The following is a 12,951-nucleotide window of genomic DNA, read 5'->3' as shown; positions in this document are numbered from 1 at the left end:
CGGACACAGGCGGCGTGCATAAATCCGCGTGATCGGATTGCCTTACGTCACTTCAGGCTTTATCATCCCTAGTTAGTTTAACACTAAACTATCTGTTCTAGCGCAGAGGGAGCGACCATGCCGCCGAAGAAGCCAGATACCAATTCGCAAAAACGCGGGGCGAACGTCTCTGCCGAGGAATTGCTGGGTCATTACCGCGAAATGCTGATGATCCGCCGTTTTGAAGAAAAGGCGGGCCAGCTATATGGCATGGGCCTGATCGGTGGCTTCTGCCACCTTTATATCGGACAAGAAGCGGTCGTCGTCGGCCTAGAGGCTGCTGCCTCGGAAGGCGACAAGCGCGTCACATCTTACCGTGACCACGGCCACATGCTGGCCTGCGGCATGGACCCCAAGGGGATCATGGCCGAATTGACGGGCCGCGAGGGCGGCTTTTCAAAGGGTAAGGGCGGGAGCATGCATATGTTCTCGAAGGAAAAGCATTTTTACGGCGGCCACGGCATTGTGGCAGCGCAGGTGCCACTAGGTGCCGGTCTGGCGTTCGCCGACAAATACCTTGGCAACGACCGCGTGACCTTTGCCTATTTCGGCGACGGCGCGGCGAACCAGGGCCAGGTCTATGAGACCTACAACATGGCGGAACTTTGGGATCTGCCGGTGATTTTCGTGATCGAGAATAACCAGTACGCGATGGGCACATCTGTGCAGCGGTCCACCAAGTCGCCATCCCTGTGGGAACGCGGCGCGGCCTACGGCATTCCGGGCGAAGAAGTTGACGGCATGGACGTGCTGGCGGTCAAGGCTGCTGGCGAAAAGGCCGTGGCGCACTGCCGCGCTGGCAAGGGTCCATATATCCTTGAAGTGAAAACATACCGTTACCGCGGGCATTCGATGTCGGACCCGGCGAAGTACCGGACCCGCGAAGAAGTGCAAAAGATGCGCGACGAGCGTGACCCGATCGAGCAGATCCGCGAGATGCTGCTGACCGGCAAGCACGCCACCGAAGATGACCTGAAGGCCATCGACAAGGACATCAAAGCCATCGTCAACGAAGCTGCCGAATTCTCGAAAGAGAGCCCGGAGCCCGCGCTTGAAGAGCTTTGGACCGATATCTACGCAACTGAAGCTCCGCAGGAGGCCTGAGCCATGGCAACTGAAATTTTGATGCCCGCCCTGTCCCCCACGATGGAGGAAGGCACGCTGGCAAAGTGGCTGGTCAAAGAGGGCGACAAAGTCGCCTCTGGTGACATCCTCGCCGAGATTGAAACTGACAAAGCCACGATGGAATTCGAGGCTGTCGACGAAGGCGTGATCGGTAAGATCGTCGTGGCCGAGGGCACCGAAGGTGTGAAGGTCAACGATGTGATCGCTGTCCTGCTAGAAGACGGCGAGTCGATGGACGACGTGAAATCCGAAGCCCCCAAGGCAGCGGCCCCTGTCCCCGCCGACAAAGAACAGTCGTCCGAAACCGCACCTGCGGCGGCGATGTCGCACCCAGAACCCAAAGCCCCCGACGCCAGCCCCGATTGGCCCGAAGGCACGGAAGTGAAATCCACGACCGTTCGCGAAGCCCTGCGCGACGCGATGGCCGAGGAAATGCGCCGCGACGACACGGTGTTCCTGATGGGTGAAGAAGTCGGCGAATACCAAGGCGCGTATAAGATCAGCCAAGGTTTGCTGGACGAATTTGGTGCCAAGCGCATCATCGACACCCCGATCACAGAGCACGGCTTTGCCGGTATCGCGGTCGGTGCGTCCTTTGGCGGTCTGCGTCCCATCGTGGAATTCATGACCTTCAACTTCGCCATGCAGGCGATGGACCACCTGATCAACTCTGCCGCCAAGACGCTGTATATGTCCGGCGGCCAGATGGGTGCACCCATGGTGTTCCGCGGTCCAAACGGTGCGGCGGCCCGCGTGGGTGCGCAGCACAGCCAGGATTTTGCCGCATGGTTCATGCAGATCCCCGGCCTGAAAGTTTGCATGCCGTATTCGGCTGCTGACGCCAAGGGTCTGATGAAATCGGCGATCCGCGATCCGAACCCGGTGATCTTCCTTGAGAATGAAATCCTGTATGGTCGCAGCTTTGATGTGCCCGTCATGGTCGATTTCACGATCCCCTTTGGCAAGGCCAAGATTGAACGTGCCGGCGACGATGTGACCATCGTATCCTTTGGCATTGGCATGACTTACGCCCTGCAAGCTGCTGAAAAGCTGGCAGAAGACGGGATCAGCGCCGAGGTGATCAACCTGCGCACGCTGCGTCCGATGGATACGGAAACCATCCTCGCGTCCGTCCGCAAGACCAACCGCTGCGTCACCGTCGAAGAAGGCTGGCCGCAGGGCAGCGTCGGCGGCTACATCAGCGGCGTGATCATGCAAGAAGCGTTCGACTATCTGGACGCGCCGGTCATCACCTGCACCGGCAAAGACGTGCCGATGCCCTATGCTGCCAACCTTGAAAAACATGCCTTGCTGACCGTCGATGAAGTCATCGCCGCGGTCAAAAAAGTCACCTACCGGTAAGGAGCCAGAGCGATGCCTACAGAAATTCTGATGCCCGCCCTGTCCCCCACCATGGAGGAAGGCACGCTGGCGAAATGGCTGGTCAAAGAGGGCGACACCGTGTCGTCCGGTGACTTGCTGGCTGAAATCGAAACGGACAAGGCCACGATGGAGTTCGAGGCCGTCGACGAGGGCGTGATCGGCAAGATCATGGTCGCCGAAGGCACCGAAGGCGTGAAAGTCAACGCTGTGATCGCCGTGCTGTTGATGGACGGCGAAAGCGCTGATGACATCGGTGCGGCGTCTGCGCCAAAGGCTGCGGCGTCATCCAACGCGGCCCCAGCCGATGCGCCCAAAGCGGAAGAGCCCGCCAAGGGCTATGGCCGCGACGGTGATGCAGCGCAGGGCGATAAGGCCCCAGTGAAAGACGGTAACCGCGTGTTTGCTTCGCCTTTGGCGCGGCGCATTGCGGCGGATAAGGGTCTGGACCTGTCCGGCATTCAAGGCTCCGGCCCCAAAGGCCGGATCGTGAAAGCGGACGTCGAAAACGCGACAGCCCAGCCCAAAGCTGCGGCCTCTGCGGCCCCGGCAGCCAAGGCCGACGCGCCAGCGGCTGCGAAGGGTGCGGCGATGGCCTCTGGCCCATCGACCGAGCAAGTCATCAAGATGTATGACGGGCGTCCCTTTGAAGAGGTCAAGCTGGACGGGATGCGCAAGACGATTGCAGCCCGCCTGACCGAAGCCAAGCAATCCGTGCCGCACTTCTATCTGCGCCGCGACATTGTGCTGGACGATCTGATGAAGTTCCGCGCCCAGCTGAACAAGCAGTTGGAAGGCCGCGGCGTCAAGCTGTCGGTCAACGACTTCATCATCAAGGCCTGCGCGCTGGCCCTGCAACAGGTGCCAGAGGCGAATGCCGTCTGGGCCGGTGATCGTACGCTGAAGTTCACAAAATCCGACGTCGCGGTGGCTGTCGCCATCGAGGGCGGGCTGTTCACCCCGGTGCTGAAAGACGCCGAGATGAAGTCCCTGTCCGCCCTGTCGTCCGAGATGAAGGACCTGGCCACCCGTGCCCGCGACCGCAAGCTTGCGCCGCATGAATATCAAGGCGGCAGCTTTGCGATTTCGAACCTTGGTATGTTCGGCATCGACAACTTTGACGCCATCATCAACCCGCCGCACTCTGCGATCCTTGCGGTTGGCGCTGGCGCGAAAAAGCCGATTGTCGGCAAAGATGGCGAACTCGCCGTCGGCACGGTGATGTCTGTCACCCTGTCCGTTGACCACCGCGTCATCGACGGCGCGCTGGGGGCGAACTTGCTGAATGCGATCAAGGACAACCTTGAAAACCCGATGACGATGCTGGCCTAAATCCAGCTTTGGCCCGGGCGTTGATTTGGATCAACGCCCGGCGCAAGACATCATGCGAAACGGGCTTCTGTAGCGATACAGGAGCCCGTTTTCGTTCATGGATTGGAAAAATCACCTTGCCGAGGCGTCGGCCAACCTAGGTAAATTCCGCAAGGCCGCGCCAGAGACCGCCAAAGGTTTTGGCGCGTTGTCGCAAGCCGCCCTTGCCGAGGGCCACGTCAGTTTGCGTCATAAATAGCTGATGTGCATCGCGATTGGCATCGCAAAGCAGTGCGACGATTGCATTGGCTTCCACGTCAAAGCGGCCATCGCCGCAGGTGTGACCCGCGAAGAGATTGCAGAGACGATATCGGTGGCGATGTATATGGGCGGCGGGCCGTCGTTTATGTACGGAGCCCGCGCGCTAGAAGCCTTCGATCAGATGAGCGTCTGACCTTCGTCCGCCAGAATATGGTTCATCGACAGGGCGGGCTGCGCGCAGCCTGCCTCGCCCACGATTTTAGCAGGGACGCCAGCGACGGTTTTCATCGGCGGCACATCGTGCAGCACAACCGAACCCGCAGCGATCCGACTGCAATGGCCGATCGTGATATTGCCCAGCACCTTGGCACCCGCGCCGATCAGAACGCCGTTCCCGATGGTCGGGTGACGCTTTTCCTCTTCCTTGCCGGTACCGCCCAGCGTGACGGAATGCAGCATGGAGACGTTGTCGCCGATCACGGCAGTTTCGCCCACGACGATGGAATGCGCGTGGTCGATCATGATGCCCTTGCCGATGGTCGCGGCGGGATGAATGTCGACGCCGAACACCTCTGACACGCGCATCTGCACGAAATACGCCAGGTCGAACTGTCCGTCTTTCCACAGCCAGTTGCTCAAGCGAAACGCCTGAAGTGCCTGATATCCTTTGAAAAACAGCAGTGGCTGCATTAGCCGGTGGCAGGCGGGGTCGCGTTCCATCGTGGCGACCAGATCGGCGCGGGCATCTTGCACCAAACCGCGTGTCTGGGCGTAAGCGTCATCCGCGATATCGCGGATGTTCTGCGCCGACATTTCGGACGATTCGAGCTTCATCGCGATTCGGTAGGCCAAGGCGTCGTCAAAGCCTGCGTGCTGAATGATACCAGCATGCAGCATTGATCCCATGCTGGGGGATGCGGCAACGGCGCTGCGCGCCTCTTCGCCGATCTTTTCCCACACCGGGTCGATGCTATGAAGTTTCGCCTGAATATAGGCCATTGCAAACTTTCCTCGCCGTTCCTCGCATAGGATATAGCGTCTGTTGCGGAAAATCAAAGGGGCCGCTTTCTGACAATGCCGTCAAAACAGATTGCAACGCGCGGCGATAGGCGGTGTCGCAGCGCTGAGGCGGCGCAAGTTTGCCCCCCGCGAAGGCCATCGCTGCCGCCGCTACTGTGCCATCACCCCAGACCGGGTGCCGCCGCCCAAGCCGTTTGCGAAACCGGTCCGCCAGCCGCGCGCCGGCAACCAGACGGGCGGCCGCATCATCCTGCACGCCCGCTGGCTGCGCCAAGACGGCGCGGGCCGCAAGATCCAGATCGGTCAGATGCACCGGGCGCATTAGGCCACCGCAATCCCCGTAAAGGGACCAGTGCCATAGCGCGCGGACAGCTGCGCCACCGTCACCACATAGCCGCTGGACACACCGTCAGCCGCCTGCATCGCGGCGGTATAGACCCAGCCGGGCGCATCCACGCTTTCTTCGCGGCGGACCGCATCGCCTTGGCGGACTTGCACGACATAGGTCTGCGTTTCTTCGCCCAGTGGCACGTCACCGCGCCCCCACAGATCACCGTCGATCCGCGTTTGCCTGATCCAAGCAAAGCGCAGGTCGCCAGCGCTGCGGGCTGCGCGCAGATGCACCACCGGATAGGGGCGCAGGCCATTGCCCTTGATCGTTTCCACCACATGACGATAGCTGCCGTCAGTGACGGCCCGTTTCACAGGGCCATAGCGGAAATGACGCATCCGCCCCCGCGCGGCGGTGGGGATCGTGATCTGCGCGGGCCGGCCATCCATGATGACAACGCGCGATCCTGCGGGCCACGCATCCGGCATCATAGCGCTGCTGCCACGCTGCCCGCGCAGCAGTTCCGTCAGTTGATAGGTCAGATTACCCGTCAGCTGCGCCTGCGCAAACTGCACGATTTCCCAGTTGTCTGCGCTCCCGTCCCCGATGGCCAGAACGTTTGCCCCCGCCAAAACCGCCTCTGGATCGACCGCCTTCAGCGCGCCGCTGACCAGCTTGACGGTCAGCGTCTGGCGGTCCCATAGTCCGGTGCGCCCGCGTGGCAGCGGCGCTTGCAGCGTGCCAATCACGCTGCGATTGCGCAAAACGTCTTGCAGGACATAATCACTGTCCTGCGCCGCCGCATAGAGCGCCACGCCCCCCGCCCATGGGGTCGACGTCGCTGCAAAATACGGCTCGTGCTCGCTTTCATCGCCGCGGATCAGGGGCAGGTCCATGAACAAGCCTGCGATCGGTGTCGGCGCGGTATAGGACGATAGACGCGCGCCTTCTTCTAGCCGCTGCTGAGGGGCGTAGATTTCGGGATCAACGCGGGTGGCATCGACCAGCCGCAAGCCCGCCTCCTCGATCCGGTCAATCCGGTAGAGGCCAGACGCCGCGCCGTCGTCCAGGTCAATCACATCACCCGCCCCAAGGTCGCCCTGCGACGGTGGCAGCGCCAGCGTCAGGCCATCGCGGGCGACGGCGGCCTCGTTGATCCAGCGGGCCGCGATCCGCGCGCCCTCGCCCCGGGTCAGGCCCAGCGCAAATTCGCTGCGTGTGACGCCGGTCGTGGCATGGCTTGGATGGATCGCCTCGGCCACGGCGACCTCGTAGTCGCCCTCTGGGTCGACATAGCCGACCTGCACGCGGCCCTCGACCTCTGCCTGCGGCTGGCGCGTCATGACGACGTCAGAGGCATGTTCCGGGTCCTGCGCCAGATCGTCCCGCGTCAGCCTGCGCAGGGGCAGACCGTCGCGGTTGGTAAAGACCAGCGCGCCGCCGCGTTCCGCGACCTCTATCCCGTAGGCTAGCAGCAAAGGCTGCAATTGCGCCCGGGCAGAGCTGATATTGTCCACGGCATAGCCGCGCACCACGCCGTATAGGCGCGAGACATCAACCGCCGTCACCCCGGCGTTTGCGCAAATCTCGGCCACGACACCGGCAAGGGTGCGCGACACCGCCCGCCCGTTCAGCCAATGCCCGCGCATGTAATTGTCGCCATCCGACCACAGCGCCGCATTGCCCGGAAAGAACGGATAAGGCCGCGCGTCCCAGCACCAGACATGCGCCCGCGCCATATCCAGCATCGGCCCGTTATAGGTGGCAGAGCGGGATCGCGGGTTCGCCCCCGGCGCGGCAAAGTGGCGATAGATCGCCCGCAGATACTGCATCTGCATGAAATCGTCCCGGCTGCCGTTGGAATAAAAAGGCAGCAGACTCTCCGATGACTTCGGGTCCAGAAACTTGTTCGGCTGGTTGGTGCCCTTGTCGATGGCGGCGCAGCCGAATTCGGTGAACCAGAACGGCTTGCTTTCCGGCACCCACGCGGTTTTCGCCGCCACGCGCTGGCCGCCGATGCGGTTGTGGTGATCATTCTGCCACCATCCCGTCAGGTCCTTGTAACGCCAGACCCAAGGCTCGCCGTCGCCGTCCGTAATCGGCGTGCGAATTTGCGCATCGCGGGCCTCTGGCGAATGGTAGAACCAATCATAGCCTTCGCCCCCCGCCACGTTCCCCGTCAGGTAATCAAGGTTGTAGATCGCGCCAAAGCCCGCATCGGCATGGTCGGTGCCATCGCGCCAGTCTGACAGCGGCATGTAGTTATCAATGCCAATGAAATCGATATTCTCGTCCGCCCAGAGCGGATCAAGGTGGAAATACTTATCCGCCGTGCCGCTGGGCTGATAGCCGTGATATTCCGACCAATCCGCGGCATAGCTGATCTTGCAATCCGGCCCCAGAATGGCACGTACTTCGCCTGCCAACTGCCGCAGCGCTGTCACTGCAGGAAAGCTGTCGCCCGCCCCGCGGATTTGCGTCAGGGCCACCATCTCTGACCCGATACAGAACGCCCCCACACCGCCCGCCGCCTTACACAGGTTGGCGTAGTGCAGGATGAAACGGCGATAGCGCCATTCAGACGGGCCGCTATAGCGCACCGCGCCATCCACAATGCTGAAATCACTGGGCTGCGCAGTCCCCATAAAGGCGTCAACCTGCGCCTGCGCCGCCGCGCTGCGGTCGGGCGAGCCTGCCTGCCCCGGTGCCAGCGACAGCGTCACCCTGCCCCGCCACGGCAGCTTGGGCTGGCCAGCATCCCCCGTCCACGGGTTCGGCAGGGTATTGCCCGGCATCTGCTCCATTAAAATGAACGGATAGAACATCGGCGCAAAGCCTTTGTCCTTGAGCCCGCGAATGCTTTCGATGACAGAGGCATCCGACGGTGTGCCGCCATAGACGGGCCGATCGCCCTGCCGCGGCACCAGCCCCGCCTGCCCGCGCGATGTATCCGCCACGCGCCAAGGCATCGTGTCGCCGTCCACCTCTTGCTGCTCCACCAGCGGCCTGACTTCGCAATCGGCGCAGCGCAGGTCATTGCCAAACCACGACACAACCAGACTGACAGAACCGCAATCCGGCAGCTCCTCTGACAGCGCAGTGATAGAGGTGGCGAAATCCGTCTCTCCGCTGGGCGAGTTCACGTTGATCGCGACCTGCTCGCCGTAGGCCGCCGACAGGTTCACCTGCGTGGTGGCAAGCGAATACTCTCCGGTTCCCGGGATCAGCGCCACGCCGCGCACGGCGCGGGCGATATCGCTTTGATCCTGCGGCGCGCCGTCCTGTGCCGGGCGCATGACCTCGAATGTGAACTGCGGGACGCGGTTGCCGAACTGGCCCAGCGCAAGGTCTTCGAACACGACATAGGCCGTGCCGCGATAGGCCGTGCCGCGATAGGCGGGCGCATAGGCGGCCCCCTCGACCGCCGCAATCTTGGGATCAGACGCTTGGTCCTGCGCCCCTGTATAGACCCGCATATTGAGCGCGAGCGGCGACACCTCTTCGCCGTCCGCCCAGATACGGCCAACGCGCGCGATCTCTCCCTCGCACAGCGCCACCGCAAGGCTGACGGTATAGCTATAGGTCGTCGTGGCAGGCTGCGCCCCCGCGCCCTTACCGCCCCCTGTGGTTTCGGCGCTTTCGGCAAAGCGGCTGGCCCAGATCACATGGCCGCCCAGCCGCATACGCCCGTGCAGACGCGCAATCGCGCCGCCCTCGCCCGTGCCGGTCAAACGAAAGCGGTCCACGCGGCCGACTTCGACCGCTTCGCTGCCTGCGCCAAGGATCCGCTGGTCGATCACCCGGCCCAGCACCGCCCCCGCCGCGCGCCCCACCGTCGCCATCGACAGCCCCATGACAGAGCCCCCAAGCGATCCGCCCAGCGCCATGCCTGCGGCCGAAAGAACCAGCGTTGCCATGTGTTATCCTTCCTGAAATTCGAAACGTGCCACGATCCGCCGTACCCAAGGGTCCGGCAGCGGGCTCTCCACCACGCCGTGGCGGGTGTATGCATGGATAAAGGCGGGCGCGGCCCCTGCAGCTGACACGATGCCCAGATGCTTGGCCACAGCGCCCTGCCGCATGCGAAACAGCAGCACCTGCCCCGGCACCAGTGTATCGCCCTGTGCGGGCCGCAGATGCCGCCGGGCCGCGTGCCACAGCACTTCCTCGCCCTGTGGCTCTGCCCAATCGAGTGTATAGTTCGGCAACCGCTCCGGCTCGGCCCCATACAGGTGCCGCCAGACACCGCGGATCAGCCCCAGACAATCGCATCCCGCCTGAAAGCTGGACGCTTGGTGCACATAAGGCGTGCCGATCCAGCGCCGGGCCTCGGCCACAACGGCGCTCATCGCCAAAGGCTCCCGCCGTCACCGGTATCATCGCTACGCGGCACGCTCATCAGCCAGTCGTCGGTTGGCATATCGGGAAAGCCGCGAAAGTTCACAAGGTTGGCGAATTTCGCGCGGCAGGTGTCCGCCCGGCGGTCACACCCCGCGACCAGCCGTACTGTATCCCCCACAGCGACGTCCGCCCGCAGCGCCTGCCACAACACGATCTCGCGCAGGCTCCCCTTGATCCGGTCCACCTTGATGCCAGCCTTCAGCCCCTTGGCAGCCCCTGTCAGCACCTCGAAGTGTCCTTGTTCGAACCAACGGTCGGTATATCCCGCGCTTGCGACCACAAAGGCACGCTGATCGGTCAGCGACTGCACCCCCAGCGTTACGGCAAAGGCGGCGTCTTGCGTATTCACACCGCAGGCCGCATCCCCCAGCACCGCATCACAGGTGCGCAAAAACGTGCGCCCTGTGGGTTGGTTCAGCAGATCCGTCAGCCCGCGCAATTCCACCTGAAACTGCCCCGCGTGATGGGTAATCTCGCCCACCTGCCCGCGAAACCGCAACTGCCGCGCGCTCACGTCATCCCAGCGCACCAGCCAATTGCGCACTTCGGCCCCGTCATAGCGCCCAGCGCGAATATCCTCCGCTGTGATGACATCCGCTTGCAGCAGCCCCACCGCCTCGGAATTATCCACCGCAAGGCCAGAGCTTGCCGCCAGCGCCCGCGCGCTGAGCCCGCTATCCGCCAGAAAGGTGATCCCATCGAACGCAAGCGGCTGGTCGTGGTCGGTAAAGCCAAAGGTCACGCCGTCATCCCGCGTGATCGACCAACATTGGCACACATGGCTCGCGCCTGTGCCCAAATGCGCGAATAATCCCGCCTCGCTCATACCCGCACCTCGACCACCGGCACGCTGGGCGCTTGCCCCGCCTGAAAGCTGGACACAGAGGTTTCGATCCGGTCGGTGTCGAACCGCACCGGCACATCGAACTCAAAGCCCGCCGTGACCTCTGCCCCCGCATCCGGCGCATCGGCAAAGGTCACCAGCCCCGTGGCGGTATCCACGGTAAAATCGATGCCCTCTTGCACCTCGTCCCCGCCCACAGCAATCCGCACAGTCCCGGCAACAGGTTTGGCGATCGGGCGGGCATAGGTCTGCTCTCCGCTCACGTATCGCTTCACCAGTTGGATCACGCGGGTCACATCGTCCCCCATCGCAATCAGCTGATCGCCATAGGCCGGCGTCTTGGACGGGGCGCAGGATTTGTAATCGCCCCAGTCCTTCCAGCGAAACCCGTGCAACTGCCCCTCGCGCGCTTCAAAGAACGCGGTCATCTGGGCGATATCGTCCAAGGACCGCAGCCCCACCCCCGCATCAAAGCGGCGGCGCGAATGGGCCCAGGGCGTGTTCCGTTCCTCATAGCCATTGGCCAGCGTCACAATCTCGGTGCGGCGCTCTGGCCCGCCGGTCGCGCCAAAGCTTAGGTTCGCCGGAAAGCGTATGTCGTGAAATGCCATTATCCTGTTCCCCTACCTGTTCCGCTGACCGCGCCCGAGTACGCGCCCCATCTGGGCGGCGATCTGGGCTTGGCTGCGTTGAAAACTTTGCGCGTCTGGTGTGGTGACATGCATGGTGACGTTCACGCTGGAACCGCCCCCGCCGCGCACCCCAAGGCGGCCATCCGCGCCGCGTGCCAGCGGCATGATCGCCTCTGGTCCCGCCTCGCCCATCAGGCCGGTGCCGCCGCGCATCCCGAAGGTCGTGGGGCTACTGACCACGCCCCCCTTGGCAAAGGGCATCACCCGACCTTGGGCAAAGGGCGCGCCTTGGGCAAAAGGCATCACACCCGACACAGCGGCGTTGATCCCATCCGATAGCAAACTGCCCGCCTGCTTCATCACCGGGTTGATCGCCGCCGCATAGGCCGTGTCGATCATGGATTTCGCCACACCGCTCAGCGTGTCCGATAGGGATTTGCCGTCAAAGATCAGACCGTCAAACGCCCGCCGCAGCCCGCCCGCAAAGCCGCGTTCCAGATTGCCCAGATCCCGCGTCGTCTCTCCTAGGCTCACCTGCATATCCCGCAACGTCGCATCAAAGGCCGCCGCCATCCCCGCGGTGTCGCCCAGTGTGCGTTCCAGCGCGGCGGCATTCGCATCCAGCCCGTCTATCTGATCAAGTTCATTCATCTGTCCGGCTCCTTTTGCGGGCCGTCCGGAAACGCCCGCAGCAATGCGTCAAAACCACTGCGCCTCAGCGGGCGCAGGTCCACCCGCTGCCCCAGCATCAGCGCAAGCTCTGCCGGGGTCAGACGCCAGAACTGATCCGGCGTCAGCCGCAGGCCGTGCAGGCCCGCCTGCATCAGCCCGGCCCAATCCAGCCCCGCGCTCATGTGGGGGGCGTAAAGGCGCGCGCCAGCAGCTCTGCCGCCACGCGCGCCGCCCCCACAGGCCCGCCCGCCAAATCCGCGCTTAGCAAATCCGCCGCCGTGCCGCGCCAGCCGCCGCCGCGCAAACCCGCGACCAACAGCGCCATCACATCGGCGCCGCGATAGCGCCCCGCCTCGAACCGCTCGACCAGATCGACCAGCGATCCCGCCGCCAGCGCGGCCTCCAGCTCTGCCAGCGCGCCTAATGTCAGCTTGGCGACATGGGGCACACCGTCGATGGTCACGCAGACCTCTCCTGCCAGCGGGTTCACCATCTACAGCGCCGCGACAAAGCTGATCTGGCCTGCGCTTGTCAGCGACATCTCATAGGTTGCCTCGCCATCGAACGTGCCCGCGTATTCGATAGAGGTAATCTGAAACGCCCCCTCGATCGTGCCAAAGGACGGGATGATCACCTGAAACTTCGGCGTCTCACCGTCAAAGAACACCTGACGCATCCGCTCGTCCGTCTCGGCATCGCGAAAAATACCAGAGCCTGAGATGCTCGCTGTTTTCACCCCCGCGCCTGCTAGCAATTCACGCCAGCCGCCCGCGCTCTCTAGGCTGGTGACATCTACGCTTTCGGCGTTGAAACTGATCCGCGTCGCCCGCAGGCCTGCCGCGCTTTCGAACAGGCCGTCGCCGGTCATGTCCACTTTGACCAACAGGTCCTTGCCACTTTGTGCTGCCATGTCATTGCTCCTTGATTGAATACGT

15 protein-coding genes are annotated in these 12,951 nt (G+C 63.1%); 5 read left to right on the top strand and 10 right to left on the bottom strand.

What is annotated here, in order from left to right; all coding sequences use genetic code 11:
- Positions 1-117: 117 nt before the first annotated feature.
- The 5 genes from pdhA (at position 118) to BM131_RS20495 (ending at position 4,309) form a co-directional block, all read left to right on the top strand.
- A complete protein-coding gene (gene pdhA / locus BM131_RS07065; RefSeq protein WP_090187582.1) occupies positions 118-1,143 on the top strand; it encodes a pyruvate dehydrogenase (acetyl-transferring) E1 component subunit alpha in 1,026 nt (341 codons plus the stop codon).
- Positions 1,144-1,146: 3 nt separating this feature from the next.
- Positions 1,147-2,526, top strand: coding sequence for a pyruvate dehydrogenase complex E1 component subunit beta (locus BM131_RS07060; protein WP_090187580.1), 1,380 nt, complete (start codon positions 1,147-1,149; stop codon positions 2,524-2,526).
- Between the two features lie 12 nt (positions 2,527-2,538).
- Positions 2,539-3,876, top strand: coding sequence for a pyruvate dehydrogenase complex dihydrolipoamide acetyltransferase (locus BM131_RS07055; protein WP_090187577.1), 1,338 nt, complete (start codon positions 2,539-2,541; stop codon positions 3,874-3,876).
- A gap of 97 nt (positions 3,877-3,973) precedes the next feature.
- Positions 3,974-4,114, top strand: coding sequence for a hypothetical protein (locus tag BM131_RS20500; RefSeq protein ID WP_245754159.1), 141 nt, complete (start codon positions 3,974-3,976; stop codon positions 4,112-4,114).
- A 3-nt stretch (positions 4,115-4,117) separates the two neighbouring features.
- A complete protein-coding gene (locus tag BM131_RS20495) occupies positions 4,118-4,309 on the top strand; it encodes a carboxymuconolactone decarboxylase family protein (RefSeq protein WP_245754158.1) in 192 nt (63 codons plus the stop codon).
- On the opposite strand, the gene cysE is transcribed toward BM131_RS20495, so the two are convergent.
- From cysE to BM131_RS07000, 10 genes are read right to left on the bottom strand one after another with little or no spacing between them, the layout of a single operon-like run.
- Positions 4,294-5,115 (bottom strand): serine O-acetyltransferase, encoded by an 822-nt coding sequence (gene cysE, locus BM131_RS07045; protein ID WP_090187575.1) that lies wholly within the window; start codon positions 5,113-5,115, stop codon positions 4,294-4,296. The two genes, BM131_RS20495 and cysE, sit on opposite strands and share 16 nt — an antisense overlap.
- Positions 5,087-5,458, bottom strand: coding sequence for a DUF7742 family protein (locus BM131_RS20815; protein WP_483869202.1), 372 nt, complete (start codon positions 5,456-5,458; stop codon positions 5,087-5,089). The genes cysE and BM131_RS20815 overlap by 29 nt, the downstream gene beginning before the upstream one ends.
- Positions 5,458-9,384: a baseplate multidomain protein megatron gene (locus tag BM131_RS07035; RefSeq protein WP_090187570.1), complete on the bottom strand. Its 3,927-nt coding sequence runs from the start codon at positions 9,382-9,384 to the stop codon at positions 5,458-5,460. Before BM131_RS07035 ends, BM131_RS20815 begins: the two co-directional genes overlap by 1 nt.
- A 3-nt stretch (positions 9,385-9,387) precedes the next feature.
- Positions 9,388-9,816 (bottom strand): NlpC/P60 family protein, encoded by a 429-nt coding sequence (locus BM131_RS07030; protein WP_090187567.1) that lies wholly within the window; start codon positions 9,814-9,816, stop codon positions 9,388-9,390.
- Positions 9,813-10,694 carry a DUF2163 domain-containing protein gene (locus BM131_RS07025; protein WP_090187565.1) on the bottom strand — a complete coding sequence of 294 codons (882 nt, stop codon included), beginning with the start codon at positions 10,692-10,694 and terminating at the stop codon, positions 9,813-9,815. The genes BM131_RS07030 and BM131_RS07025 overlap by 4 nt, the downstream gene beginning before the upstream one ends.
- Positions 10,691-11,323 (bottom strand): DUF2460 domain-containing protein, encoded by a 633-nt coding sequence (locus BM131_RS07020; RefSeq protein WP_090187562.1) that lies wholly within the window; start codon positions 11,321-11,323, stop codon positions 10,691-10,693. Before BM131_RS07020 ends, BM131_RS07025 begins: the two co-directional genes overlap by 4 nt.
- A 12-nt stretch (positions 11,324-11,335) precedes the next feature.
- Positions 11,336-11,995, bottom strand: coding sequence for a phage tail tape measure protein (locus tag BM131_RS07015; protein WP_090187559.1), 660 nt, complete (start codon positions 11,993-11,995; stop codon positions 11,336-11,338).
- Entirely contained in the window at positions 11,992-12,198 is a 207-nt protein-coding gene (locus BM131_RS07010; RefSeq protein ID WP_090187557.1) for a rcc01693 family protein, read from the bottom strand. The genes BM131_RS07015 and BM131_RS07010 overlap by 4 nt, the downstream gene beginning before the upstream one ends.
- A complete protein-coding gene (locus BM131_RS07005; protein WP_090187553.1) occupies positions 12,195-12,509 on the bottom strand; it encodes a gene transfer agent family protein in 315 nt (104 codons plus the stop codon). Before BM131_RS07005 ends, BM131_RS07010 begins: the two co-directional genes overlap by 4 nt.
- Complete coding sequence (locus tag BM131_RS07000) at positions 12,510-12,926, bottom strand: phage major tail protein, TP901-1 family (protein ID WP_090187552.1); 417 nt, start codon at positions 12,924-12,926, stop codon at positions 12,510-12,512. It lies immediately after the preceding gene.
- Positions 12,927-12,951: the final 25 nt, after the last annotated feature.

The sequence above is a fragment of the Loktanella salsilacus genome (assembly GCF_900114485.1).
GTDB classification, from domain to species: domain Bacteria; phylum Pseudomonadota; class Alphaproteobacteria; order Rhodobacterales; family Rhodobacteraceae; genus Loktanella; species Loktanella salsilacus.
Note: the sequence above shows the minus strand (reverse complement) of the source record. Positions and strands in the feature narration are given on the sequence as shown.